Genomic DNA, 25,285 nt, shown 5'->3' with positions numbered 1-25,285 from the left:
GAGTTTGTTCACCCCGGGGGGGGGCGGGGGGGGGGGGGCCCCCCCCCCCGCGGGGGGGGGGGGGGGGGCGCCCCCCCGGGGGGGGGGGGGGGGCGGCCCCGCGCCCCCCCCCGGCGATGGTCGGGTCACGGCAGTGGTCGGGTCACGACGGCGATCGGGTCACGACGGTGGTCGGGTCACAGGCGTGCCGCGCGCTTCAGCCTTCCGAGGTCGACGAACTTGAAGTCCGTGTCGGTGCGGGCCTCTCCGTCCGGTCCGGTGGTCGCGGGGGTGTTGCGGCCGTCCTGGACGACCAGCAGCCCCTGGGGGAACCTCCTGCCCAGCGGCGCGCTGGTGACGGCGGCGCCGTCGCTCTCCTGCGAGCCGTCATGCGCTGCGGGCCCGGTGCCCGCCGCGACGCGGAAGCTGCGGACGTGGGCGTTGCCGTTCTCGCGGTCGAAGACGGCGAAGGTGTCGTCGCCCTGGCTGGAGGCCAGGAGGTATCCGCCGTGCCGGGGGTGCTTCGGGTCGCGCCAGATGGTCAGGCCCTCGACGTCGGCGGACACGTGGCGGCCGCCGAACCCGGGGTCGGCGCCCGCGTCGCACTCCTCGGTCTGCGGGTTCCAGGTGCCGGGCACCCCGAAGGAACGGACCTTCTCGATGAGGCGGGCCGGGGAGCGCAGGTCCACGTCCAGCTTCCAGATGCCGACGTCCTCCTGGCCGGCGTACAGGTCGCCGGTGTCGGGGTCGACGACCATGCCCTCGACCTGGGGCAGTTCGCCCGGTTCTGCGCACGGGGACCACGACGTGCCATCGGGCAGGGTGAAGGTGGCGGGCAGCGCGGTGGTGCGGACCGTGCGGTAGCCGACCTTCCCCCCTGCGGTGGGCCGGAGTTCGGCGAGGGCGATCTCGGTGCCGTGGCGCCTGCTGGTGACGGCGAAGGAGCGGCCGCTGCGGCGGTCGGTGTACGCGGCCAGGCCGTAGGCGGTCCGCTGGTCGTCGGCCTCGTCCTGGTCCGCGGAGAACACCAGCGGGGCGGCGGCTTCGTCCGTGACGTCGACCAGGGGCGCGGTGGGCCGCCCGGGGTCGATCCGGTAGACGCGCAGCCGGTCGCGCCCGCGGTCGGAGACGACGGCCGCGTCGTGGAGTCCGTCGGGGAAGCGCAGGCCGGTGACGAGGTCGACGTTGTTGAAACGTCCGGGCTTGTGCCCGGCACCGGGCGGCGGCGGGGCCGGCAGGGACTGGACCTGGCGCCCGTCCAGGTCGTAGACGCGCAGGCCGCCCTCCTTGGCGGTGGCGATGACCAGGCTGCGGTCGGGGTCCTGGGCGTTGCGCCAGATCGCGGGGTCGTCGGCGTTGGCGTTGCCGCCGGCCTCGTCGTCGAAGAGGGAGGGCGTCTCGACGGAGGCGGTCACCTGCGGCAGGGGCGGCGGGGTGCCGCGGTCCGCGCGGGCGTGCGCCGGTACGGCGATCACGCCCAGGACCACGACGGCGGCCACGCCGACCGCCGTTGTCCGCCTGCTCGGGAACGCGCTCATCTTGCCTCCTGGTCACGGGGGTCGGGTGCGGCCGGCCGCGGGGTCGGGTCCCACGGGTGCCCCGCGGCCGGGCCGCCCCCACCGTGGGCCACCCGCGGGTGACCACCATGGAGCAGACGTGACGTGAACATGGCCGCGCCATGAAATCCCGCGCCCGTCCTGCTTCCTTAGCGGAACGTTAGATCTGCGCGGCGGAGCTTGTCCGGCTCCGGCGGCGGCCCCATGCTCTGGGCACTCCCCCGCCTCAGGGGCCGTTCTCCCTCCTCCCATCAGGGACTTCCCGCTGGAGCCGCCATGTCCTCGTCCACCGTCCCAGCCGTCCCCACGCCCGGGGAGGAGCGCAGGAAGCGCCGGCTCGCCCTGATCGGCGGCTCCCTCGGCAACCTCGTCGAGTGGTACGACTGGTTCGTCTACGCCAGCTTCGCGATCTACTTCGCCGACTCCTTCTTCCCCGGGGACAACCCGACCACGCAGCTGATGAACACCGCGGGTATCTTCGCGGTCGGCTTCCTGATGCGCCCCGTCGGCGGGTGGATCCTCGGCCGGGCCGCCGACCGGCACGGACGCAAGAGCGCGCTCACGCTCACCGTCACCATGATGTCGGTGGCGGCCCTGCTCATCGCCGTCGCCCCGACCTACGGCCAGGCCGGCTACTTCGGCGCGCTGGTGCTGCTGCTGGCCCGGCTGCTCCAGGGGATGAGCATCGGCGGCGAGTACGCCGCCAGCGCCACCTACCTGACCGAGGCGTCCGCCCGCAACCGGCGCGGCCTCGGCTCGTCCTTCCAGTACGTGTCGATGACCTGCGGCCAGTTGCTGGGCCTGGGCATCCTCATCACGCTGCAGCACACGCTCACCACGGGGCAGTTGGAGAGCTGGGGCTGGCGGATCCCCTTCGTGCTCGGGGCGCTGTTCGCCGTGGTCGTCTTCTGGCTGCGGCGCCGGCTCCAGGAGACCGACGCCTTCCGGGAGGAGGCGTCCGGAGAGGACGCGCACGACGACGGCGCGCGCGGCACGCTCAAGGCGTTGTGGCAGTACCGGCGGCAGGCGGGCCTGGTCATGGCCCTGACCCTCGGCGGCACCGTGGCCTACTACACCTACACCACCTACCTGACCAAGTACCTCGTCGGCAGCGCGGGCATGGCGAAGACCACGGCCACCCTGGTCAGCTTCACCGCGCTGACCCTCTTCGCCGTGCTCCAGCCGTTCGCCGGGATGCTGTCCGACCGGATCGGCCGCCGTCCGCTGCTGATCACCTTCGCGGTGGGCTGCACGATCGGCACGTACCCGATCATGACCGCGCTGGGGTCGGCGTCCTCGTACTGGTCCGCGCTCGGCCTGTCCCTGCTCGCCCTGGTGATCATCACCGGCTACACGTCCATCAACGCGGCGGTCAAGGCCGAACTGTTCCCCACCAGGGTGCGCGCCCTGGGCGTGGCGCTGCCGTACGCCATCGCCAACGCGCTGTTCGGCGGCACAGCGGAGTACGTGGCGCTCTGGTTCAAGAACAGTGGTCACGAGACCATGTTCTTCTGGTACGTCTCCGGGTGCGCGCTGATCTCCCTGGTGACGTACGTGCTGATGCCGGACACCCGTGACGCGCCCCTCAGCCGGGCGGAGGCCGAGGCCGAGGCCGGCACCGATCGCGCCGCCGACCGGGGGGACCCGGCATCGGCTCCCGCCGAGGCCGTGCGCTGAGCGTCGGCGGTAGCCTGGGGCGGCGGCCGCGCGGGCCGCACGCCGCGCCGCGAGGAGGCCTGACATGCACGCGCTCCTCGTCGAGGACGACGACCGGATGGCCCAGGCACTCGGCACCGCCCTCGCCCAGCGCGGACACACCGTCCGCCGGGTGGCGCGGGCCCAGGACGCGCTGCGCCACGTCCGCGAGGCCGAGTTCGTGCTGCTGGACCTGGGACTGCCCGACCTGGACGGAATAGAACTGCTGCGGCGGCTGCGGACCGTGTGCGGTGTGCCGCTCATCGTGGTCACCGCACGGTGCGAGGAACGCGACATCGTGCAGGGTCTGCGGGCAGGTGCCGACGACTACGTCGTCAAGCCGTTCCGGATGGCCGAGCTCATGGCGCGCATCGACACCGTACGGCGCCGGACGGACGCGCACGCCGACCGCGCGGCCCCGGGTGCGGCGGTGGTGCGCCGCGGGGACGTGGAGGTGGACCCCGGGGGCCGTACGGTCACCGTCGCGGGGGCCCGAGTACGCCTGACACGGCGGGAGTTCGACGTCCTGGCGCTGCTGGCCACCCGGCCGGACGAGGTGCACTCCCGCGAGGAGATCCTGGACCGGATCTGGGGCGACGCCTTCCTCGCCGCCTCGCGCTCGCTGGACGTCCACGTGGCCGGTATCCGCGCCAAGACCGGCCGCTCCGGGCTTGTGCGCACCGTCCGCGGCTACGGCTACCAGCTCGGCGGGGAGCGGTGAGGCGACGGCTCCTCGCCGTGCTGACGGTCCTCATGGGGGTGGCGGCGCTGCTCCTGTGCGTGCCGCTGGCCGAGGGGTACGCACGGGGCCGTACCGAGCACCTGCTGCTCCAGCGGCGTTCCGAGGCCGTGCGGTTCGCGGACCTCGCGGAACGGATGCGCACCGATGCCGACCGGGCGGAGCTGGCGGCCGAGATCGGCCGGTACGCCGACCTGTACGGAGCGGGGGTGGTGGTGGTCGACACGGCGGGCGCGACGCTGGTACGGGCCGGGAGCACGCCCGGCGCCGGGACCGTGGAGGCGCGCCGGCGCGCCCTGACCGGCCGGTCCACCGACCGGCTGCCGACCCTGCGGCCGTGGGGTCCGGGCGGCGTCGTGCTCGCCGAGCCGGTGGGCCGGGACGAGCGGGTCAGCGGGGCGGTGCTGCTGGCGGTGCCCACCGATGCCGCTCGCCGGGACGTCACGGTCCGCTGGTCGCTCATCGCGGCCGGGGCGTTGGCCTCCTTCGCGGCGGCCGCGCTGGTCGCCGCGGGGATCGCCCGCTGGCTGATGCGTCCGGTCCTGGATCTCGACCGGGCCGTGGAGCGACTGGCCGCCGGCAGCCTCCGGGCCCGGGCCGGCTCGGACACCGGCCCTCCCGAACTGCGCCGTCTGCGGAGGCATTTCAACACCATGGCGGACGCGGTGGCCGAATCCATCGGCCGTCAGCGCGACTTCGTCGCCGACGCCTCCCACCAGCTGCGTAACCCGCTGGCCACGCTGGTGTTGCGGCTGGAGAACGTCGAGCCGCACGTCGCCCCCGGCCCGGGCCTCGCCGAGCACGCCCGGGCCCTGGACGAGGCCGAACGCCTGGAGGAACTGCTCGACGGGCTGCTGGCCCTGGCGCGCGTGGAGTCCGGTGCCGCCGAGCCGACCGGGCAGGACGTGTCACGGGCGGTGCGGGACCGGGTGACGGCCTGGGCCCCGGTCTTCCGCGCGGCCGGGCTGGACCTCACCGCCACCGGCGTCGCGGACGGCCTGCGGGCGCACGCCCTGCCCGACGCGGCGGGCCGGATCCTGGACGCGCTCCTGGACAACGCGGTCAAGTTCGTGCCGAGCGGCGGGCGCGTCGGGGTGAGCGCCTCGCGCCGGCCGGACGGGAGCACGGTCGTCCGGGTCGCGGACGACGGCCCGGGCGTCCCGGACGAGCAGTTGGACTCACTGTTGCGGCGCTTCACCCGCTCCCCCGAACACCAGAACGTCCCCGGCAGCGGCCTGGGCCTGGCCATCGCCGACGAGATCGCCCGCCTCAGCGGCGGCGCCCTCGGCCTCTCGGCGAACACCCCCCGCGGCCTGGTCGCCCACCTCCGCCTTCCCCCGCCCCCGGCCGCCCGCTGTGACGCGCGCGCGTAGCGGATCGCGGTGGTCGGTGCGGTGCCGCGCACGGCGCAGGGCCGCGGCTCGTACCGGACGTACCCACGTGGTGCGACAACGCGGCGAGGTGCCGTGTCCGGGCGCCGCGACCCGGTGAACCTCCACGGCCACCGCACTAACCGTAGACCGAGCGGTAGTACGCGGCCGCGCCCGGGTGGAGGGGGACGCGGCCCGTCGAGATGGCGAAGCGCGGCTCCAGGCGGGCGCCCGCCGTCACCTCCCGCAGGAGATCGCGCCACCGGTCGAAGACCACCCGCAGCAGGTCCCGTACGACGTCCTCCCCCACGTCCGTCCGGGCCAGGAGGTAGTTGCCGACGCCGATGGTGCCCACCGGCTCCGTGAGGCCGTACACCCCGGCCGGCAGGGTGACCGCCGTGTAGACGGGGGCGTGGCGCGTCCGCAGCGGGGCCACGTAGGCGTCCAGGGGCAGGAAGCGCAGGGGCCGCTCGCCCGCCAACGCGGACAGGGCCGGGGTGGGCACGCCTCCGGACCAGAACAGCGCGTCGACCGAGCCCTCGCGCAACGCCGCCACCGACGCGGCGAGACCCAGCGGGCGCTCGTCCGCCGGGGCGTCCGGTCCGGCGGCGCGCAGCACCCGCTGCGCGACCACGCGTACCCCGGATCCCGTCGCACCGGCGGCGACCGGGCGGCCGGCGAGGTCCGTCACCGCGCGGACCGGCCCGTCGGCCGGGACCACGAGGTGGGTGTAGTTGACGTAGATGCGGGCGAGCGCCGTCACCGCGACGGGCGCGGGGAACGTCTCGCGCCCCAGCACGGCGTCCTCGGCGGAGTCCGCCATGGCCAGGGCCAGTTCTGCGGAGCCCTCGTCGAGGCCGCGCAGGTTGTTCACGCTCGCCGCCGTGCTCACGGGGATGATCTCCAGCGGCAGGGCGCTCGCGCCGACGGCGAGCGCCAGGGCCTTCCCGAAGGCGTTGTACGGCCCGCCCTCGGGGCCCGTCGCCAGCCGCAGCCTGCGTACGGGGCCGGAGGGCCCCGAGCACCCTGTGAGCGACGCCGCGGCGGCGCCGATCGCGGCGCCCAGTACGGCGCGGCGCGACGATCCGGTCAACTGCCGGCCTCCTGGGGTGTCGTCGGACGAGCGGGGCGATCGGGGCGATCGGGGCGGCTCACCATGATGCGGCACGCGGCACGCGGCGGCCGATCGCGCGAGCGTGCGCGTCGGTACGTGGAACGTGAAGACCTGATGAACGCCCGCGGTACGCAGTCCGACGCAGCCGTCGGGGCCACCCGGTACGAAGGACCGCCTGACCGACGGTACCGGCCCGGACACTCCGACCACGGAAGGATGCCCAGGTCAACTGGTCTGTCCGAAAGATGAGTTACTACCCAGGAGACATGGAACGTCGCTCAGAGTTCGGGTACCTTCCATCACGTCGCCGCCACACCCGGGGCACAGGGCCCCACGGGACTTGCGGCGCAAAGGACCCGACCCCTGTTGACGACAGCAACCGAAGTCTTCACAGTCCGGCCATACACCCCGCACTGCCAGGTGATCAACGACGAGGGCGATCACGCCGTCATCGGCATCTCGCCGGGGAACAGCTACTTCTCGGCCCAGCGTGTTCTCGACCTCGCCCAGTGGGGCATGCGCAACTTCGCACAGGTCGACCTCATCTACACCGACATGCACGTCGCGGAGATGTACGAGGCCCTCGGATACGGCGAGGACGAAGCTCGCCGCAAGGCGGTGAAGAACCTGCGCGGAGTCCGCGCCAAGGTCAACAACGCCGCAGCCGAAGCCGACCCCACCGGCGTCCGCCTCCGGGCCCGTCCGATGTCGTCCCTCACCGACATCCCGGCGTACCGGACCCTCCACAATCATCTGAACAACCTGCTCGACATCGACCCGGAGTTCCGGGAGACCTGCAACTCCCTTGTCGACGCCTTCCTCTCCTCGAAGGTCCTGAACGGGAAGGCGGCCACGGCCCGCCAGCGCGAGGTCTGCCTGGAGTACGTCTGCGCCGAGGCGCCGCTGTTCCTCGACACGCCCGCCATCCTGGGCGTGCCGTCCTCCCTCAACTGCTACCACCAGCTCCTGCCCATGGCGGAACTGCTCTACTCGCGCGGCTCGGGGCTTCGTGCCTCACGCAACCAGGGCCACGCCATCATCACCCCCGCCGAAGGAGACTCCGATGACCGCTGACACCCTCCTCGACTTCCCGTTCTCCGCGCGCGGCGACCGACTGCCCGCCGAGGTGGAGCAGTTGCGCGGCGAGCCGGTCAAGCGCGTCCGCACCATAGCCGGTGACGAGGCGTGGCTCGTCTCGTCCCATGCGCTCTGCAAGCAGGTCCTCGAAGATCCCCGGTTCAGCCTGAAGGACACCTCGGCCCCCGGTGTACCCCGGCAGTACGCGCTGACGATCCCGCCCGAGGTCGTCAACAACATGGGCAACATCACCGGTGCGGGCCTGCGCAAGGCCGTGCTCAAGGCGATCAACCCGAAGACCGGCGACCTCACCGGCTGGATGCGCGAGCAGGCGAACACCCTCGTCGACGGCCTTCTGCGCAGCGGTGCTCCGGTCGACCTGCGCGGCGCGTTCACCAATCCGTACGCGGAGAACCTCCACTGCCGCATCCTCGGCATCCCGGAGGCCGACGCCCCGCGCCTGGCCGCCAGCCTGGACATCGCGTTCATGAACTCGGCCTGCCCGGTGACGGGTGCCAAGCTCAACTGGGACCGCGACATGGCGTACATGGTGGAGCGCCTCGACGACCCGGCCACCGTCGGCCTGATGGCGGAACTCGCCGCGCTGCGCGAGGACCCCGACTACGCGCACCTGACGGACGAGATGCTGGCGACCGTCGGCGTCACGCTGTTCGGCGCCGGAGTCATCTCCACCATGGGCTTCCTGACCATGGCGATCGTCTCGCTCCTGCAGAACCCCGACGTGTGGGAGCAGCTGCGCAGGTCCCCGGAGAAGATCCCCTCCGCCGTGGACGAGCTGCTGCGCGTCAACCTGTCGATCGCCGACGGCCTGCCGCGGCTCGCGCTGGAGGACGTCACCCTCGGCGACGTCGAGGTCAAGAAGGGCGAGCTGCTGCTGGTCCTGGTCGAGGCCGCCAACACCGATCCGGAGGTCTACTCCGACCCGCACACCTTCGACATCGACCGCGCGAACGCCGGTACGCACCTGTCCTTCGGTGGCGGACCGCACTACTGCCCGGCCACCGCGCTCGGCAAGCGGCACACGGAGATCGCCATCGAGGTGCTGCTGGAGAAGATGCCCAACCTCCAGCTGGCCGTCCCGTTCGACCAGCTCGTCTGGCGCACCCGTTTCATGAAGCGCCTCCCGGAGCGACTGCCCGTCCTCTGGTAGCGGCGCCGGCGCGCGGCGGCGCGCCCGCACCGTGAGGACGGCCCCGGCCGGGGGGAATCCGGCCGGGGCCGCCACCGTACGCACGGGGGGCGCACGGGACGGTACGGGCGCGGAGGGCGTGCCCGCACCGGGCGGGGCCTGAAGGACGGTGCGCTCAGGGCCGGTCGTACCAGGAGAACGCCGCGATCCGCCAGCCCTCCGGGGTGCGGACGAACTGGATGGTCTTGGTGCCGCCGCCCTCGAATGCTTCGCCGTCCAGGACGCCCGCCTTGCGGTACTCGCCGAACCGCGACGCGATGTCGCCCGCGATCTCGGTCCGTTCGGAGGTCTCCCACTCGGCGAACTCCACCAGCCGTCCGCCGGAGAGCAGTTCCCGGCGGGGCTCGATGAACTCGTCCACGGTGTAGACCGTGAACCGCGGACCGGTCATGACGATCACTCCCCCGGGCACGACGAGGCGGCGGATCCGGGCCACGTCGGCGGCCTTGCCGCCGCGGTTGTCGAAGGAGCCGAAGAACTCGGCGGTCAGCGTGTCGATCTCGGCTTTGGGCATGGACACGACACTAATTCCCCCGGTCCGCGGTCCGCAATCACGAGGCCGCCAGCGCCTTCGTGATCACCAGGGGCGGTCCGGCCCGCTCGGCCGACCACGGACGGCTCGCGACGAGGTCCGGGTCGGCGACGGCGAGCGCCTCGTCCACCGACGGCCGGTGCCGGACGACGTCGCGGAAGCCGGCGCGTTCCAGCAGCGCCGGGTAGACGGTCACGGGCCACTCCCGCACGTCCTGACCAGGCGGTGCCGTCTTCGGCGGCGCCACCGCGCCCGGGTCCCTCGGACAACTCGCTCACAGCCCCACTATCGGCCCACCGCGCCCGTACGGCACGGTGACGACACGCAGCGGCGGTGCGGGGGCGGCCGGTGGCCGGCCGGGCGCGGCGCCCAAGGGGTGCCGGAGGGGCGCCGGAGGGGCGCCGGAGGGGGATCAGAGGCGATCGGAGGCGATCAGAGGGTGATCCAGTAGCGCCGCTTGGGGCCGATCAGGGTCTCGCGCACGTCCTCCAGTACGCCGCCGCAGCGCTCGATGGTGCGGACCGACCCCTCGTTGCCGGGGTCGCAGGTGAGCAGGACCCGGTCCATCCCGAGTACGCGTGCCTCGTGCAGGACGGCGGACAGGGCCCAGGTGGCGAGGCCCCGTCGGCGGGCCGAGGGCCGGATGCCGTAGCCGATGTGGCCGCCCGCGTCGAGGAGGAAGCCGTTGAGGTAGTGGCGCAGGTCGATGGCGCCCAGGTAGGTGTCGCCCTCGGTGATCCACCAGTACGTCGCGTGGACCCGGCCGTGGCCGACCGGTGTCGAGCGGTCCGCGCAGCGGCGCAGTCTCCGCGTCCAGGCGGCGAAGCCCTCCGGGCTGTCGACGTCGTCGTCGCAGCCGAGCCCCGCGCCGTCCATGGGGGCGTCGGGCCCCCATTCCGCCTGCGCGGCGGTCCAGGATCCGTGCAGGCGGGGGCTGGGGGCGATGAGCTGGGGCATGTCTGGGACCCTAGCAGTCGGATCATCCGACGCATCGTGCCCGGCAGGTGCCGCGGTCCTGCGTCAGCCGGACTTCGGCTCGGACGGTTTGTGGCCGGGATACACGTTGCCGGGCGTCACGATGCTGGTGATCGCCTCGCCGAAGAGCGTGCTGGGTTCCTGGCCGTCGTGCAGGATGTCGGTGTTGAGGATGACGACCATGGTCGCCTGCGCCTGCGGCAGGTACACGCCGAGGCTCTCGTAGCCCGGGAGCGAGCCGTTGTGGCCGATCCAGCCCTGGACGTCGAAGATACCCAGGCCGTAGCCGGCGCCGGGGATGCCGGCATTGGTGGTCTTCAGGCGCTGGGCCTGCGTCTCGGGCGTCAGCAGGGTGCCGGTGGCGAGGGTGCGCGCCCAGCTCCGCAGGTTCTGCAGGTCGGAGATCATCGCCCCGGCAGCCCAGGCCCAGGACGGGTCCCAGTCGGTCGACACCTCGACCTTCCCGGACGCGGTCTGGTCGGTGTAGCCCTGGGCGTGCGGTGCGGGGAACTCGGACCCGGTCGGGAAGAAGGTGCGGCGCAGTCCGGCCGCCGCCACGACGTCCTGGTCGATGACCTCGGCGAGCGGCCGGCCGGTGACCTTCTCGATCACCAGGCCGAGCAGGATCAGGTTGGTGTTCGAGTACTGGAACTTCGCGTCGGGCGCGAACTGCACCGGGTGCTTGAAGGAGTACGCGAGCAGCTGCTGCGGGGTGAAACGGCGGTCGGGGTCGGAGGTGAACGCCTTGTCGAAGTCCGGGTCCTCGCTGTAGTTGAACAGCCCGCTGCGCATACCGGCCAGTTGGCGCAGGGTGATGAGGTCGCCGTTCGGCACCCCGGAGATGTAGTCGCCGATGGGGTCGTCCAGGCCGACCTTGCCCTGGTCGACCAGCTGGAGGAGGGCGGTGACCGTGAACGTCTTGGTCTGGCTGCCGATGCGGGTGTTGAAGTCGGTCCGCATGGGCGCGCCGGTCGCCTTGTCGGCCACGCCGAAGGCCTTCACGTAGCTGCCCTTGCCGGGTGCCCACAGCCCGACGATCACGCCCGGTACGCCGGCCTCGCGCATGACCTGCCGGACGGCGGTGTCGAGTCGGGCCGCGACGGCCGGGGTGATCGGTATGAACTCCCCGCCGGTGTCCGGGGAGGCGGCGGCGGAGGCGGACGGTCCGGGGGTGGGCGCCCCGTACGCGGGGGCCGTCGCGACCCCGGTGAGGAGCAGGCCCGCCGCGGCGGTGGCCGCGCAGGCCCGGCGGAGCCGTTCGTGCGTCGTTTTCACCTATGCCTCCTGCGGTACGAGGACCAGGGGACGACATACACGGTCAGCCTAGGCCCGCACCGGTCGGGCCGCGCGGCGAGCGGGCGGCGGGCCGCTGTGCGAGGGCCCGCGCTCGGGCGATCACCAGGGCTACGTCGTCGTGGTCGTCGGGGCGGCGCAGGGAGTCCAGGAGCCGGTCGCAGGTCTCCTCCAGGGGGCCGCCGGTGTCGGCGAGCAGCTCCAGCAGGAGGGCGAGCCGTTCGTCGATGGGCTGGTTACGGGTCTCCACCAGGCCGTCGGTGTAGAGGACCAGTTGGTCACCGGGCTGCATGGCGACGGTGGTGGCCTCGAAGGGGATGCCGCCCACGCCCAGCGGTGCTCCCGTGGGCAGGTCGAGCAGCCTGGGTGCATGGCCGGAGCGGATGAGCACGGGCGGGAGGTGGCCTGCGACGGCGATGCGGCACTGCGCGCGGTGCGGGTCGTGGACGACGTACACGCAGGTGGCGATGGTCTCCTCAAGGGCGGCCGTGGTGCGGTCCAGCTGCTGGAGCACCTGGGGCGGGTCGAGGGCGAGTTCGGCGAGGGTGCGGGTCGCGGTGCGCAACTGTCCCATGCTGGCGGCGGCGTTGATGCCGCTGCCCATGACGTCGCCGATGACGAGGACGGTGGTGTCGTCCGGTCCCGCGATGGCGTCGAACCAGTCGCCGCCGATCTCACTGCTGGCCGCGGCGGGCCGGTAGCGCGAGGCGACCTCCAGGCCGGGCGTGGCCGGCGGGTGGTGGGGCAGGAGGTGGTGCTGGAGCGCGAGGGCGGTGTGGTGCGCGTTGCGGTACCAGCGGGCGTTGTCGATGCACACGGCGGCGCGCGCGGCCAGTTCGCCGGCGAGCACGATGTCGTCGTCGTTGAAGGGCAGCGGGTTGCGGGTGCGTTTGAGGTCGAGTGCCCCGAGTACCTCGCCGCGCGCGATGAGCGGCACGGCCAGGTATGAGCGCAGTCCGGCGCGTGAAAGCAGGGAGGCGGCGTTGCTGTCGCGGGCGATCCGGGAGATGTCCCTCGCCTGCACATGGGCGACGAGGACGGGGTGGCCGGTCGTCACGGACTGGGTGACCAGCCGGTCGGCGGCGTAGCGGGCGATGTCCCCCGGGGGGTCCGCGGCCCGGACGGCCTCGCTCGGGTAGGCGGCCGCGACGGCGAGGGCGCGGAACACGGCGGGCTCGTGGGCCGACGACCTGAGGGTGGGCCGGCCTTCGAGGACCGAGTCGAGGATGTCGACGGCCGCGATGTCGGCGAGCTCCGGGACGACGACGTCGGCGAGCTCGCGCGCGGTCTGGTCGAGGTCGAGGGTGGTGCCGATGCGGACGGTGGCGTCGGCGATCAGGGCGAGGCGGCGGCGGCTGCGGGCGATCTCCAGGGCCGCCTGGTGGCTCTGGGTGACGTCGACCACGGAGGTGGCCAGGCCCAGGACCCGCCCGGTGGCGTCCTCCAGCCGGTAGTACGACACCGACCAGGCATGTTCCGCGCGGTGCCCGCCGTGGGTACGTCCGGCCGTGAACTGCTCCAGCAGCGGCGTGCCAGTGGCCAGGACCTGCCGCATCGCCGATTCGGCGGCCTCGGTGTCGTCGAGGAAGGACAGGGCTTCCCGGACGCCCCGGCCGATGTGCTCGGAGGCGGGCAGCCCGTTGATCCGCTCCAGCGTGGGGTTGACCAGGACGTAGCGCAGGTCGGTGTCGAGGACCGCGAGTCCGATGGGGGACTGGGCCACGAGGCGGGCGGACAGGGCGAGGTCCCGCTCCAGTTGCCGCAGCGTGGTGCGGTCGGTGGCGATGCCCAGGGCGTACAGGTCGCCGCGGTCGTCGAGGAGCCGCATGTTGCGGAACTCCACGAGGCGTGTGCTGCCGTCCTTGTGCCGCACCGGGAAGGCGCCCGCCCAGTCGCCGGCGCCGCCCATGACCCGCGCGAACAGTTCGGACACCAGACCGACGTGCTGCGGTGCGGCGAGCAGCCGGGCGGCGGGCTGGCCCAGGGCCTCGGCGGCCGTCCAGCCGAACAGCTGCTCGGCCTGCGGGCTCCACAGGGCCACCCGGCCGTCGGCGTCGAGGACGACGGCCGCCACGTTCAGGACGTCGAGCAGCCCGCTCGGCGGGGCGAGCCCGGCCGCGGCGGGCGGCCGCCCAGTGGCCCCCGACCCGTCGATCGCACCCATCGGCGATGCTCCCTTCCGGCACCGTCGGCCCGCGGCCACCCTTCCCGGCCCGGCCCGTCCGGCCCCTGGTGCGGCGCGGTCCGGGGAGGTCCGGGGCGTACGGTCACCTCTCATCGTCCCCCCGAAACCGCCGGGAAGCGTCCGGAGCGGCCATGGGGCGGCCATGGGGCGGCCACCGGGCAGCCCCCGGCCGCCCGGTGGTCGGCCGGGGGCTGCCCCGGGAGCTGTCGGCGGCCATCCGCCGACGGCGTAGGCTCGGCGGATGGCGAAATACTTCGACGTGCACCCCGAGAATCCCCAGCGGCGCACCATCGACAACGTGGTGGACATGATCCGCTCGGGCAGGCTCGTCGCTTACCCCACGGACTCCTGCTTCGCGCTGGGATGCCAGCTGGGCAATCGGGAGGGCATCAACCGGATCCGGTCGATCCGCAACCTGGACGACCGTCACCACTTCACCCTGGTGTGCCAGAACTTCGCCCAGCTGGGGCAGTTCGTGCAGATCGACAACAACGTTTTCCGCGCCATCAAGGCGGCCACACCGGGCAGCTACACCTTCATCCTCCCGGCGACCTCGGAGGTGCCGCGCCAGCTGCTGCACCCGAAGAAGAAGACCGTCGGCGTCCGCATCCCCGACCACGTCGTCACCCAGGCCCTGCTCGCCGAGCTCGGCGAGCCGCTACTGTCCAGCACCCTGCTGCTGCCGGACGAGACCGAGCCGATGACGCAGGGCTGGGAGATCAAGGAGCGGCTCGACCACGAGGTGGACGCCGTACTGGATTCGGGTGACTGCGGCACCGAGCCGACCACGGTCATCGACTTCTCCTCCGGTGACGCCGAGATCGTCCGCCGGGGAGCCGGCGACACCTCACGGTTCGAGTAGTCCGCTCACGGGTCGGTGCGTACGTCCGCGTACCGGCCCAGGTAGCGGAACCGGCCCGATTCGGCCCGGTAGAGGTGGGCGAGGTTGTCCCCGGTCAGGGCGCGCGTCCTGGTGTCGAAGGCGACCGCCTTGGCGAGGCCCTGGTGGGTCGTACGGAAGATGCGACGGGACAGCCCGGCCCTGTCGCGGCCCTCGCCCTCCAGCCCGGTCAGGGCGGTGGCCAGCAGGCCCACCGCGTCGTACGCCTCGGTGGCCCAGCGCGCGGGCGGTTCGCCGTAGGCGCTGCGGTGGGCCGCGACGAAATCGGCGGTGCCGGACGCGGCCGACGGGTCGGTGAACAGGGCGCTGAACACCCAGCCCTCGGCGGCCGGGCCGGCCGCGGTGTGGAAGGCCGGTTCCATGGCGTGCTGGAGTCCCACGCGCGGACCCGGGAACCCGGCGTCGGCCAGTTCGCGGGCCAGCTCGCCCGCCCGCTGCGGCGAGGTGCCCGCGTACACGACGCCCTCGGCTCCGGCTTCGGTCAGTGCGCGTACGGTGCCCGCGAAGCCGGAGCCGCCTTCGGGGACGCGGTGGACGCTCACCGTGCCCTGCGCCGGGGGGCTCTGCTGGAGCGCCCGCGTGACCAGCCACGCCGGTGATCCGTTCGCCGCGTCCTCGACGACCGCCGTACGGCGCGAGATCCGCACCCGGGAGAGGTAGTGCAGGACCGGGAGGCCGAGGCCCTCGTCGTTCGGGCGGGTGGCGCAGGCCGTGCGCCACAGCGTCGTGGCGTTGGTCGGGGTGTCCACCGACACCAGGAGCAGGGTGAGGTCCGCGGCGAGGCAGGCGTCGGCCAGCACCGGCACGGCCGCGTCCCAGGTGGGGCCGGTGACCGCGAGCACCGCCGGGTCGGCGATCAGCTCCTTGACGGCCTGCGCGGCGCGCTGCGGGTCCCCGCCGTCGTCGGCGACGCGCAGGGCCAGCCGGAAGGCCGCGTCGGACCGGGCGTTGTGCCGGTCCAGGGCGAGCCGCATGCCGCGTTCGTGGGCCCGGCCGGTCGCCCGGCCGGGCCCGCTGAGGTCGGCCTGCAGGCCGAGGGTCAGGACCGGGAGGTTCCGGTCGGGGCCGGCCGTCCCGCGACCTCCCCCGGGTCCGCGGGTGGTGTACCAGGCGATCGGCGCGGCGGCGGCGACCAGGGCCCCGCCGGCCGCGAGCAGCCGTCGGCGGGTGAACTGCCGGGCGGGCTCGGGTGCGTCGATCCGGGCGGGCTCGGGTGCGTCGATCCGGGTGGGTTCCGGGGCGGGCAGGTCCAGGGCCCGGGTGGAGCGTTCGGCGATGATCCGGGGCAGCGGGGCGGGCAGCCAGTCCCCGGCCGCCGCCGGGTCCGCGCCGCCCGGGTCGGGCCCGAGGAGGGCGGTGAGCTCGGCGAGGGTCGGCCGGTCAGCCGGTTCCTTCCGCAGGCATCCGCCGACCGCTGCGCGCAACTCGGCCGGCAGTGCGCCGAGTTCCGGCTCCTCGTGGACGGTGCGGAAGACCACCGCGGCCGCGTGCCCGCCGCCGAACGGACCGGTCCCGGTCGCCGCGTACGCCAGGACGCAGCCGAGGGAGAACACGTCGGCGGCCGTACCGGCGGAGGGGCCGCCCGCACGGGCCAGCTCCGGTGCGAGGTAGCCGGGGGTGCCGACGACCGCGTCCACGGCCGTGAGCGTGGTCGCCCCGGCCACCCGCGCGATCCCGAAGTCGATCAGCCGGGGCCCGTCCGGGGCCAGCAGGACGTTGCCCGGCTTGACGTCGCGGTGGATCAGCCCGGCCGCGTGCACCTCGGCGAGTGCCTCGGCGAGCCGGACGCCGAGGATCCGTACGGTCCTGGCGGGCAGGGGTCCGTGGCCGCCCACCGCCTCGGCCAGCGAGGGGCCGGGAACGAACGGGGTGGCCAGCCAGGGTGCGCGGGCTTCCGGGTCGGCGGCGACCACCGGGACGATCCAGCGTCCGGTCAGCTGGGCGGCGGCCTGCGCCTCGCGGCGGAACCGGGCCCGGAAGGCGGGGTCCGCGCCGTGGTCGGCGCGGATCACCTTGACCGCGACCAGGACACCCTCGGGGGAACGGCCCAGGTAGACGGTGCCCATGCCGCCCGAACCCAGGCGGCCCAGCAGACGGTTCCCGCCGATCACGGCCGGATCGGCGGGGAGGAGGGGGCGCATCCGCCGCTATCCGGCCGCGGCTTCGGCGACCGGGCCCACGTACCGGATCCGGCCGCCTTCCACCTGGTGGAGGAAGTAGGTGTTGCCCTTCACCGTCCGGTCCTTGCCGAAGGCGTACTCCTTGGTCAGGCCGCGGAAGGAACCTTCCGCGAGGGCGGCGAGCAGTTCGGCGCGGGCCGGGCGGCCCCCGCCGCGGGCCGCCGCGACGAGCCGGTCGATGACCAGGCCCGCCGCGTCGTAGGCCTCCGCGGTCCAGATGCCGGGCGCGGTGCCGAAGGCCGCCTGGTGCGCGCGGGCCAGTTCGGCGGTCTCGGGGGCCTCGGGGCCGGTGTAGGGGGCGACGCACTGCCAGCCCTCCGCGGCAGGGCCCGCGGCGGCGAGGAACTCCGGGCCCATGACGGTGTAGTCGGCTGCCCGGTGGCCCCGGTAGCCGGCCGCGTTCAGCAGGAGGGCGGTCCTGGCCGCCCCCTGGGGGGTGCCGGTGTAGAAGAAGGCGTCGATGCCGTGCGCGAGCATGTCGGTGACGACCGGGGACAGGTCCTGTGTGCCGCGCGGGACGACCCGTGGATGGACGGTGGCTCCCAGGACGTGGACGGCGATGGTGCGGGTCGCGTGCAGGATCGCCTGCCAGCCCTCCACGTCGCCGTCCCGGTCGCACAGGACCCCCAGCCTGCTCACCCCTCGCTGCCGGGCGAGCTGTCGGCCCAGCGCCGAGCCCTGGATGAAGGAGATGGGGCTGACCTGGAAGAAGCTGCGGCGGTCGGCGACGCTGAAGGCGCTCGCCAGGGCCGAGACGGTGAGCAGGGGCAGCGCCGCCTCGCCGTACAGCTCCAGGCACGGGGTGACCGTGGCGTTCCCGGTGGGGCCGATCACGGCGAGTACGTCCGGGTCGGCGATGAGGCGGGTGGCGGCGGCCGCGGAGCGGTCCGCCCCGCCCGCGTCGTCGGCGGTGGCGACGGTGAGCGTGAAGGGCCTGTCCTTGCGGGAGTTGAAGGCGTCGACGGCGAGCCGTACGCCGCGTTCCTGCGCGATGCCGGCGGTCTTCTGCGGGCCGGAGAGGTCGGCCTGTACGCCGATCACCCATGCCCGGGCGGCGGTTGCCGGCGCGCCCTTCGGTTTCTCGTCCTCGCGCAGCGCCAGCCAGCCCGCCGTGCCGCCGCCGATCGCGAGGACGGCCCCGGCGGCGATCGTGAGGAACCGCCTGCGGGACGACACCGGTCCGGTCCCGCCGGGTGCGGGGGCGGCCTCCGGGTCGGCGACGGTCTCCTCGATGCCGGGCAGGGCGAGCAGGGCGGCGGCCCGTTCGGCGATGGTCGCGACGACCGGGTCGGGCAGCCAGTCGGTCCCCTCGTCCGGGGTGTCCTCTACGAGGGCCTCGTCGAGCCCGGCGGCGGTGGGCCGGATGTCGGGGTGTTTGGCGAGACAGGTCCGCAGCAGGGCGGTGAGTTCGGGGTCGGCGAGGAGCTCCGGGCCGAGGTCGGGCTCGTCGTGGACGGTGCGGTAGAGCACGGCCTCCACGGTGCCCGCGCCGAAGGGCAGGCGGCCGGTGGCGGCGTACGCGAGGAGGCAGCCGAGGGAGAAGACGTCGCCGGACGGTTCCGCGGGGCTGCCCTCGGCCTGCTCGGGCGGGAGGAAGCCGGGGGTGCCGAGCACGGCGTCGGCCGAGGTCAGGGCGGTGTGCTCGCCGCCGCGGGCGATGCCGAAGTCGATCAGCCGGGGGCGGTCCATGCCGAGCAGCACGTTGCCGGGTTTGACGTCGCGGTGGACGAGGCCTTGCGCGTGCATCACCTGGAGGGCCTTGGCCAGGGCCTTGCCGAGGATCCGTACGGCGCGCAGCGGGAGCGGGCCGTGGGCGGAGACGGCCTCGGCCAGGGAGGGTCCGGCGACGAAGGAGGTGGCCAGCCATGGCTCCCGGGCGTCGGGGTCGGCGCCGGTGATCCTGACGGCCCATGGGCTCTCGACCTCGGCGGCGATCTCGGCCTCGCGGCGGAACCGGGCCCGGAAGTCGGACTCCTCGGCGTGTTCGGCGCGGATGACCTTGACGGCGGCGAGCGCGCCGTCGTCGGTGCGGCCGAGGTAGACGACACCCATGCCACCGGCGCCGAGCCGGCCGAGGAGGCGGTGGCCGCCGATCCGGGACGGGTCGGCGGGATGCAGCTGCTCCATCAGCCGGCCGCCTTTCCGAGGACCTGCTTGGCCTGCGCGATCATGCGGCTGTTGCCCTGGACGACAAGCTGGCTGAGGGTCTCCTCCTCGAAGCCCTCGGCGCCCTTGCCCGCGATGGCCACCGTGACCGGGCCGAACTGCGCCTGATACCAGAAGTACCGGTGGGGTCCGCCGTCCCGCTCACTGACGTAGGTGCCGATCTCGTTGAAGGCGTCCTCGCTCCAGTTGTTCAGCTGCTCCCCCTGGTACATGGCGTTGCCCAGCAGGCCCCCCAGCTGCTCGCCCTCGCGGAGCTTCTGGTCGGGACAGCGCAGGACCTCCTCCATGGCGCGCGCCGTCTCCCAGCCCGATTCCCGGCGGTCGCGGTGGACGGTCACCGTGGCGTTGAGCCGGACCCGGCCGTGGCCGTCCGCGGCCGGGATCTGGAAGTAGCGGGTGTTCGTGGCGAGTACGTCCGGCGGCAGGTCGGCGGTCTGCCACACGCACGCCTCGTCGAGCACGGGCCAGCGGCCGGAACTGCTCTCGAACGGTGTGCTGCGCACGACGCCCGGGCCGAAGGCGTCCTCGGTGATGAGGATCCGGGCGAGGAGTTCCCGGGCCTCGGCCGCAGTCCTCGGCTGCCTGGACTCGTCCAGCTCCGGCACGAGGGAGACGGCCGAGGGCGCGGTGGCGGACGTCGACGGCGCGGGGGACGCCGTCGGGGCGCGGCTCGTCGCCCCGCTCCCGGCCGTCCCCTCGGCCGTGCACCCGGTCAACGCGGCCACTGCGGTCATCGCGGCTGTCGCTGCCATCGCGGCCACGAAGAACACACCTGCCGGCGCGCCGTCGTAGGCGCGCAGCGCGAGATGGCGTCGTGTCACAGTCCCCCCAACGGCACGGATGCTACCCCGCAGCGGGGGCACTCAACTGTCGCATGCACAAGCGGTGTTGGGGGCCGGATCCCGTCCGGGCGGGGCGGTCCGCCGTCCGGGCGGGGGCATGGCGGGTGAAATGCAAACCGGTTGACCGGTATGCATTCCCTCGGGGATGGGCATGCTGCAAGGGCTCGCGTTCTCGGGAAGGAGCGATGTGCTCACTCAGATTCTCGACCGCCTCCGACGGCTCCTCGGACGCTCCACTTCCGCCGACTCCGCCTCCTCCGCACCCGGACGTGACGACGAAAGCGCGGCGGTCGCCCGGGCCCCGGTCTTCACGGCGGACTTCACCTCGACCCGCCAGTGGGTCGCCGGACGCTCCTGGGCCTATCCGAACGGCGGCCCCACCAACCCGGGCGACAACAAGCTCGACCACCTCGTACCGGACCCCTCCTTCAGCCGGACCGGCACCTTCCGGGCCGCCCGCCGCCCGGACGGCAACTGGAACGCGGGCCTGCTGACCACCGAGGGCAGCGAGGAGGGGTTCATGGTGCGGACCGGCGACGTACTGGAGTCCCGCGTACGGCTGCCCGTCGAGCTCGGGGCCTGGCCGGCGATCTGGACCTGGCTGGACGGCGACAACGAGATCGACGTCTTCGAGTACCACCCGGACAACCCCGACCTGCTCGAGCTGTCCAACCACGTGAGGGGCGGCTCCCGCTACCACCGGGACCCGGCGATCCGCCCGGGCGGCTGGGTGGACCTCAAGGTCGAGTTCGGGTCCCGCTCCGTCGTGTGGTGGGTCAACGGCAAGCAGGTCTTCGCCGACCGCCGCGGGGTGGGCCGCCGCTGGCGCGCCTACCTGATCGTCAACCTCTCGGTCTGCGCGGGCCGCTACCACCCGAAGCCCGAGCCGGGCGTGTCCTCGATGTCGTACGAGGTGGCCTACCTCCGGGTGATCCGCCGCTGACCCACCGCCCCCTACGCGCTGTCGGCGGCCGCGGTCGCGCAGGTCTCATGACCCCAGCGGCTGCCGTTCTTGGCGATCATGTCGCCGACGGCGTACGGCTTCCCGCAGGGGCAGCTGCCGGGGAACTTCGCCTTGATGGCCCGGCTCCCCCGGCCCGTAGCGGAACCGGCGGACGACCGCTTCTTCGCCGTACCGGACTTCTGGCGCGCGGGCGCGGCGGGAGCCGGTACCGGCATGTCCGCGTTCCCCAGGGCCGTGCCCGCGGCCTCCTGCCTGAGCGCGGCGTCGCTGGCGGCCTGGTCGGCGATCGCGTTCAGGTGGTCGCCGTCCTCGCGGTGCGCCGGGACGTAGCGGAACGTCACATCGCGCTCGGCCAGCAGCCGGTCGATCTCCTCGACGAGTTCACGGTTCGCGACGGGCCCGCCGGAGGCGGTCTTCCAGCCGTTGCGCTTCCAGCCGGGCAGCCACTGCGTGACGGCCTTCATCGCGTACTGCGAGTCCATCCGCACCTCGACGGACGTCCCCGGCGTCAGCGCCTCCAGCAGCCGCTGGAGCGCGGTGAGCTCCCCGACGTTGTTGGTGGCCCGCCCCAGCGGACCGGCCTCCCAGCGCTCGGGGCGCCCCTCGGCGTCGGCGATGACCCATCCCCAGCCGGCAGGCCCGGGGTTACCCTTCGCCGCTCCGTCACAGGCGGCAATGATGCGATCAGACATCCCCCGATCATGCCTCATCCCCGGGGGCGGTACGGCCCGCGGCCGGTCAGGAGCCCGGTCCGCCCTCGGCGAGCAGCCCGCACTTGTCGAAGTTCATGCATCCGCAGGCGAGGCAGTCGGCGACGGCGTCGCGCAGCATCTGCGTCTGCCGGATGAAGCGGTCCAGCTCGGGGAGCTTGCTCTCGGCCAGGGCGCGCCACTGCCGGGTGGCACCGTGGTCCGCGCCGGTGTCCAGCAGGGCGCGGCCCGCAGCGCGGCCCTGCTGACCGCCGGGCCGGTGGGTACGGCGCTCGGCGGGCCCCTGATCGCGCTGATGGGGCCCCGCGGGGTGCTGGCGGCATCGGGGGTGGCAACGATGGCACTCGCCGTCGTCGGGGCGGCGGCGCGGATCCGGAGCACCCGGCGGACGGCCGGGCGGAGGGACCCGCTCCGGGCCGCGGACGGATCAGGGCCGTGCGGCGGCGCCGCACGGCCCTGATCATGCGCTCTCCCGGCCCAACCGGGGGAGGAAACGGTTCTCCGGAGCCCTGGCGGCAGCCCGGGCCGACCGGGGATCAGGCGGGGGTGATGTTCTCCGCCTGCGGGCCCTTCTGGCCCTGCGTGATGTCGAAGGTCACGGCCTGACCCTCCTGGAGCTCACGGTAGCCCGTGGCGTTGATCGCCGAGTAGTGGGCGAAGACGTCCGGGCCGCCGCCGTCCTGGGCGATGAAGCCGAAGCCCTTTTCCGAGTTGAACCACTTCACGGTTCCCGTAGCCATGTCCATGCCTTCCCGTTGACGTACGTCCTCCACACCGCGTGGAGAACGGAGGTGATCGCCCTGGTCCTACGGCACAACACAGCAAAACTGCCCACACCGGAAGGCGCGGGCAAGGCACTTGGAACCACGACAGCTACCGGAGAAGGTACACGCACGCACGCACTGTCACCAGGGGGAATGATCACGCCTGCGCGGCGGGATTTCGCCCTTGTACGGACTTGCCGGGCAGGACGGCCCGAAAATGCATCGAGGACCGTCCCCCGGATGCCGTAGGGTGAGGTCCACCGACGCGGGGTGGAGCAGCTCGGTAGCTCGCTGGGCTCATAACCCAGAGGTCGCAGGTTCGAATCCTGTCCCCGCTACTGCCCGGAAGGGCCCGGATCCTTGTGTGGATCCGGGCCCTTCCGCCGTTCCGGGCGCCGCCCGCGCCCCGGCGGATGCCTGCCGGGCCCTCCCCCGCCCCCGCGCCGCCTCACCCACCGGGCCCCCGCCTGGCCCTGCCGGGCTCGTGGCGCCGCCGTCCCCGGCGCGGCCCGGCGCGGCCCGGCGCGGCTCGGCGCGACGATGAGCGGGCCGCCCGCCATGTGACCGCAGTCACAGAAGTTCCTGTCGTTCGATGTCGACCGGATGCGGTGCGCCGGGCGTATGCCCGGTGAGAGGGATACATGGATTCGGGAGCGATTTTTGACCGTCGAGGAGTTCGAAGCGTTCTACGCACAAGCGGCGGGAAGGCTCACTGGACAGCTGTACGTGATGCTCGGTGATCACCACGAGGCGCAGGACGTGGTGCAGGAGGCCTTCGTCCGGGGATGGGGGCGCCGGAGCCAGCTGGACCGGGACGGCCGGCCGGAGGCGTGGATCCGCACCGTCGCGTGGCGGCTCGCGGTCAGCCGCTGGCGCGTGCGCCGGAGGTCCGCCGACGCCTGGCGGCGCAGTGCTCCCGCACCGCACGTCGAGGGTCCCGAACCCGAGGCGGTAGCCCTCGTCGAAGCGCTGCGGCAGCTTCCGCTGAAGCAGCGCCGCACGATGGCGCTGCACTACCTGTGCGACCTGACGGTCGAACAGATCGCCACCGAGACCTCACTGTCCGCCAGCACGGTCAAGACACACCTCTCCCGCGGCCGGGCCGCCCTCTCACATCATCTGCAGGAACCGCGCACCGAGGAGACTCCCGATGCCTGAGTCCCCCGACCCGCTGCGGTCGGCCTTCCGCGCCGCGGCTTCCGCCGGGCAGTCCGCGGCCACGCTCCCGCCCGTCTCCGTCATCGAGCACCACGGCGAACGGGTCCGGCGGCGCCGGATCGCTGGCATCGCCGCCGCCTGCTGTCTGCTGCTCGGCGGATCCGGCGCGGCGCTGGCCGCGTTCCTGCCGCAGGACACCGGCCGGCCGACGCTCCCGGCCACCACGCCCTCTCCCGTACCGCCCTCCGATCTGCCGACCTCCCTGCCGACCTCCCTGCCGACCACCGTGGCGACGTCTGCGCTCCCCTCCGCGCCGACCACCAGGACCTCCCCGTCCCCGCCCAGCGCAACCGCGGGCACCGGCGAGGCCACCGCGACGACGAGCGCCACCCCGCCCCGGAGTTCGGCGTACCCCGGCTCGCCGCCCCCCTCCAGCACCAGCACGCAACCGCCGCGGTAGCAACCGCCGGTCCGGTCGGGCCGAGACCCACCGCACCCGCCGCGCATCCGTACCCACCCCGCCCCCGTCCCGCTCTCACCACACTCCCGTCACCGCCCCCGTCACCGCCCGCGGACACCGGCCCGGAAACCCCGGCCGGCGGTTCCGCACACCCTCAGCCGGCCTGGAGATCCCCTCATGTCCGTTTCAGCCTCGCACCGACCGGCCGAGGCCCCCCGCTCGCGGCCCGCCCCCACGGGCCCTGCACCGGCCCCCCGCCGCCGCCCGCTCCCGGTCCTGCGCCGACTCGGGCCGGCCGACCGCGAGGTGCTGTGGCTCTACCTGCTGACCCGCGTCGGCATCTGGGCCACCGCGGGCGCCGTCGGCCGGCTGTTCCCCGCCGACGGCGACAGCCACCGGCCCGCGTCGCTGCTCACGCCCTGGCAGCGCTGGGACTGGGTGTTCTACTTCCGCATAGCCGAGGAGGGCTACTTCCCCAACGCCACCGGCCCCTGGACGGTCGGCTGGGACAACCGGGAGGCCTTCCTGCCGGGCTTCCCGCTGGTCCTGCGCGCCGCGCACACGGTCGTCCCCTCCTGGGCCGCCTCCGGAGCACTGATCTCCTTCGTCGCGGGAGGCGTCGCCGTCCTGGCCCTCGCCCGCATCGCCCGCGACCGGCTGGGCGACCCCGAAGGCGGCCCCCGCGCCGTGACCTTCCTGCTGGTCTCGCCCTGCGCGGTGTTCCTCGCCGCCGGCTACACCGAGTCCCTCTTCCTTGCGCTCGCCCTGCCCGCCTGGCTGGCTGCGCAGCGCCACAGCTGGGCCACCGCTTCCGTCCTGACCTGCCTGGCCTGCTCGGTACGAGTCACCGGACTCTTCCTCGCGGCCGCGCTCGCCCTCCACTTCCTGCTGGCCGCCCGGACCCGCGCTGCCTGGCTCAGGGCCCCCTGGCTGTTCCTGCCGGCCCTCCCCCCACTGCTCCACAGCTGGTACCTGCATACGTGGACCGGGGACTGGATGGCCTGGAAGCACTCCCAGGAGCGCGGCTGGTACCGGGAGTTCCACCTGCCGTGGGAGGCCTGGTCCCACACCTGGACGGCCGCCTTCGGACACACCCAGCCCACGGGCTACGCCCTGATGTGGCAGGCGGAACTCCTGGCGATGGTGACCGGCGTGGTCCTCCTGGCCGTACTGGTACGGGGCCGGCACTGGCCCGAGGCGCTCTACATCGCGCTCACCCTGTGGGCGCTGGGTACCTCCTACTGGTACACCTCCGTACCCCGTTCCACCCTGCTGTGGTGGCCGCTGTGGATCGCCCTCGCCGGCTGGAGCCTGCGCCGCCCCCGGGTGCGAAGCGCCTACCTGTACGTCGCCGGGCCGCTGTGCACCACGGTGGCCATCACCTTCCTGACCGGACGCTGGGCCGGATAGCCCGC

Annotated in this window: 23 protein-coding genes and 1 tRNA gene; 12 read left to right on the top strand and 12 right to left on the bottom strand. The window is 73.6% G+C overall.

What is annotated here, in order from left to right; genetic code table 11:
* Positions 1 to 176 precede the first annotated feature (176 nt).
* Positions 177 to 1,517, bottom strand: coding sequence for a phytase (locus ACIPXC_RS21275; protein ID WP_401620387.1), 1,341 nt, complete (start codon positions 1,515 to 1,517; stop codon positions 177 to 179).
* Between the two features lie 294 nt (positions 1,518 to 1,811).
* Between ACIPXC_RS21275 and ACIPXC_RS21270 the strand changes: the two genes are divergently transcribed.
* The 3 genes from ACIPXC_RS21270 (at position 1,812) to ACIPXC_RS21260 (ending at position 5,342) form a co-directional block, all read left to right on the top strand.
* Complete coding sequence (locus ACIPXC_RS21270; protein ID WP_401620384.1) at positions 1,812 to 3,212, top strand: MFS transporter; 1,401 nt, start codon at positions 1,812 to 1,814, stop codon at positions 3,210 to 3,212.
* Between the two features lie 64 nt (positions 3,213 to 3,276).
* Positions 3,277 to 3,951 carry a response regulator transcription factor gene (locus ACIPXC_RS21265; RefSeq protein WP_401620381.1) on the top strand — a complete coding sequence of 225 codons (675 nt, stop codon included), beginning with the start codon at positions 3,277 to 3,279 and terminating at the stop codon, positions 3,949 to 3,951.
* Positions 3,948 to 5,342: an ATP-binding protein gene (locus tag ACIPXC_RS21260; protein WP_401620378.1), complete on the top strand. Its 1,395-nt coding sequence runs from the start codon at positions 3,948 to 3,950 to the stop codon at positions 5,340 to 5,342. Before ACIPXC_RS21265 ends, ACIPXC_RS21260 begins: the two co-directional genes overlap by 4 nt.
* Positions 5,343 to 5,478: 136 nt before the next feature.
* Here ACIPXC_RS21260 and ACIPXC_RS21255 read toward each other — a convergent pair whose 3' ends face one another.
* On the bottom strand, positions 5,479 to 6,432 hold the full coding sequence (locus ACIPXC_RS21255; RefSeq protein WP_401620375.1) for a TAXI family TRAP transporter solute-binding subunit: 954 nt from the start codon (positions 6,430 to 6,432) through the stop codon (positions 5,479 to 5,481).
* A gap of 387 nt (positions 6,433 to 6,819) precedes the next feature.
* Between ACIPXC_RS21255 and ACIPXC_RS21250 the strand changes: the two genes are divergently transcribed.
* Positions 6,820 to 7,527, top strand: coding sequence for a tRNA-dependent cyclodipeptide synthase (locus ACIPXC_RS21250; protein ID WP_183064799.1), 708 nt, complete (start codon positions 6,820 to 6,822; stop codon positions 7,525 to 7,527).
* Entirely contained in the window at positions 7,517 to 8,701 is a 1,185-nt protein-coding gene (locus tag ACIPXC_RS21245) for a cytochrome P450 (RefSeq protein WP_401620372.1), read from the top strand. The genes ACIPXC_RS21250 and ACIPXC_RS21245 overlap by 11 nt, the downstream gene beginning before the upstream one ends.
* A 154-nt stretch (positions 8,702 to 8,855) precedes the next feature.
* Here the strand turns inward: ACIPXC_RS21245 and ACIPXC_RS21240 are convergent, their stop codons facing one another.
* From ACIPXC_RS21240 to ACIPXC_RS21220, 5 genes are all read right to left on the bottom strand, one after another.
* Positions 8,856 to 9,254 carry a DUF4440 domain-containing protein gene (locus tag ACIPXC_RS21240; protein WP_401620369.1) on the bottom strand — a complete coding sequence of 133 codons (399 nt, stop codon included), beginning with the start codon at positions 9,252 to 9,254 and terminating at the stop codon, positions 8,856 to 8,858.
* A 37-nt stretch (positions 9,255 to 9,291) separates the two neighbouring features.
* Positions 9,292 to 9,468, bottom strand: coding sequence for a hypothetical protein (locus ACIPXC_RS21235; RefSeq protein ID WP_401620366.1), 177 nt, complete (start codon positions 9,466 to 9,468; stop codon positions 9,292 to 9,294).
* Positions 9,469 to 9,704: 236 nt separating this feature from the next.
* A complete protein-coding gene (locus ACIPXC_RS21230; protein ID WP_401620364.1) occupies positions 9,705 to 10,229 on the bottom strand; it encodes a GNAT family N-acetyltransferase in 525 nt (174 codons plus the stop codon).
* Between the two features lie 63 nt (positions 10,230 to 10,292).
* Entirely contained in the window at positions 10,293 to 11,522 is a 1,230-nt protein-coding gene (locus ACIPXC_RS21225) for a serine hydrolase domain-containing protein (protein ID WP_401620361.1), read from the bottom strand.
* A gap of 43 nt (positions 11,523 to 11,565) precedes the next feature.
* Positions 11,566 to 13,704 (bottom strand): SpoIIE family protein phosphatase, encoded by a 2,139-nt coding sequence (locus tag ACIPXC_RS21220; protein WP_401620358.1) that lies wholly within the window; start codon positions 13,702 to 13,704, stop codon positions 11,566 to 11,568.
* 262 nt (positions 13,705 to 13,966) lie between these two features.
* Here ACIPXC_RS21220 and ACIPXC_RS21215 point away from each other — a divergent pair, with 262 nt between their 5' ends.
* Positions 13,967 to 14,587 carry an L-threonylcarbamoyladenylate synthase gene (locus ACIPXC_RS21215; RefSeq protein ID WP_401620355.1) on the top strand — a complete coding sequence of 207 codons (621 nt, stop codon included), beginning with the start codon at positions 13,967 to 13,969 and terminating at the stop codon, positions 14,585 to 14,587.
* Positions 14,588 to 14,592: 5 nt separating this feature from the next.
* Here ACIPXC_RS21215 and ACIPXC_RS21210 read toward each other — a convergent pair whose 3' ends face one another.
* From ACIPXC_RS21210 to ACIPXC_RS21200, 3 genes are read right to left on the bottom strand one after another with little or no spacing between them, the layout of a single operon-like run.
* Positions 14,593 to 16,767 (bottom strand): bifunctional serine/threonine-protein kinase/ABC transporter substrate-binding protein, encoded by a 2,175-nt coding sequence (locus tag ACIPXC_RS21210; protein WP_401620352.1) that lies wholly within the window; start codon positions 16,765 to 16,767, stop codon positions 14,593 to 14,595.
* Between the two features lie 6 nt (positions 16,768 to 16,773).
* Positions 16,774 to 18,933, bottom strand: a complete 2,160-nt coding sequence (locus tag ACIPXC_RS21205) for an ABC transporter substrate-binding protein (protein WP_401620349.1) — start codon at positions 18,931 to 18,933, stop codon at positions 16,774 to 16,776.
* Positions 18,933 to 19,793 (bottom strand): hypothetical protein, encoded by an 861-nt coding sequence (locus tag ACIPXC_RS21200; protein ID WP_401620346.1) that lies wholly within the window; start codon positions 19,791 to 19,793, stop codon positions 18,933 to 18,935. Before ACIPXC_RS21200 ends, ACIPXC_RS21205 begins: the two co-directional genes overlap by 1 nt.
* Before the next feature lie 208 nt (positions 19,794 to 20,001).
* On the opposite strand from ACIPXC_RS21200, the gene ACIPXC_RS21195 reads away from it, so the two are divergent.
* Positions 20,002 to 20,757 (top strand): beta-glucanase, encoded by a 756-nt coding sequence (locus tag ACIPXC_RS21195; RefSeq protein WP_401620343.1) that lies wholly within the window; start codon positions 20,002 to 20,004, stop codon positions 20,755 to 20,757.
* An 11-nt stretch (positions 20,758 to 20,768) separates the two neighbouring features.
* On the opposite strand, the gene ACIPXC_RS21190 is transcribed toward ACIPXC_RS21195, so the two are convergent.
* Positions 20,769 to 21,470, bottom strand: coding sequence for a ribonuclease H (locus ACIPXC_RS21190; protein ID WP_401620340.1), 702 nt, complete (start codon positions 21,468 to 21,470; stop codon positions 20,769 to 20,771).
* A 214-nt stretch (positions 21,471 to 21,684) separates the two neighbouring features.
* Here ACIPXC_RS21190 and ACIPXC_RS21185 point away from each other — a divergent pair, with 214 nt between their 5' ends.
* Positions 21,685 to 21,948 carry a hypothetical protein gene (locus ACIPXC_RS21185; protein ID WP_401620337.1) on the top strand — a complete coding sequence of 88 codons (264 nt, stop codon included), beginning with the start codon at positions 21,685 to 21,687 and terminating at the stop codon, positions 21,946 to 21,948.
* Positions 21,949 to 22,024: 76 nt separating this feature from the next.
* Here ACIPXC_RS21185 and ACIPXC_RS21180 read toward each other — a convergent pair whose 3' ends face one another.
* A complete protein-coding gene (locus ACIPXC_RS21180) occupies positions 22,025 to 22,228 on the bottom strand; it encodes a cold-shock protein (protein ID WP_030036890.1) in 204 nt (67 codons plus the stop codon).
* 288 nt (positions 22,229 to 22,516) lie between these two features.
* Between ACIPXC_RS21180 and ACIPXC_RS21175 the strand changes: the two genes are divergently transcribed.
* The 4 genes from ACIPXC_RS21175 (at position 22,517) to ACIPXC_RS21160 (ending at position 25,280) form a co-directional block, all read left to right on the top strand.
* Positions 22,517 to 22,590 (top strand) — tRNA-Met (locus ACIPXC_RS21175).
* Positions 22,591 to 22,912: 322 nt separating this feature from the next.
* On the top strand, positions 22,913 to 23,410 hold the full coding sequence (locus ACIPXC_RS21170; RefSeq protein WP_401620333.1) for a SigE family RNA polymerase sigma factor: 498 nt from the start codon (positions 22,913 to 22,915) through the stop codon (positions 23,408 to 23,410).
* Positions 23,403 to 23,870: a hypothetical protein gene (locus ACIPXC_RS21165; RefSeq protein WP_401620331.1), complete on the top strand. Its 468-nt coding sequence runs from the start codon at positions 23,403 to 23,405 to the stop codon at positions 23,868 to 23,870. The genes ACIPXC_RS21170 and ACIPXC_RS21165 overlap by 8 nt, the downstream gene beginning before the upstream one ends.
* A gap of 177 nt (positions 23,871 to 24,047) precedes the next feature.
* Entirely contained in the window at positions 24,048 to 25,280 is a 1,233-nt protein-coding gene (locus tag ACIPXC_RS21160) for a mannosyltransferase family protein (protein ID WP_401620328.1), read from the top strand.
* Positions 25,281 to 25,285: the final 5 nt, after the last annotated feature.

It is taken from the genome of Streptomyces sp. NPDC090021 (genome assembly GCF_044748225.1).
In the GTDB taxonomy this organism is placed as follows: Bacteria; Actinomycetota; Actinomycetes; order Streptomycetales; family Streptomycetaceae; genus Streptomyces.
The sequence above is the reverse complement of the archived record's forward strand: the minus strand, read 5'-3'. Positions and strand labels throughout refer to the sequence as shown.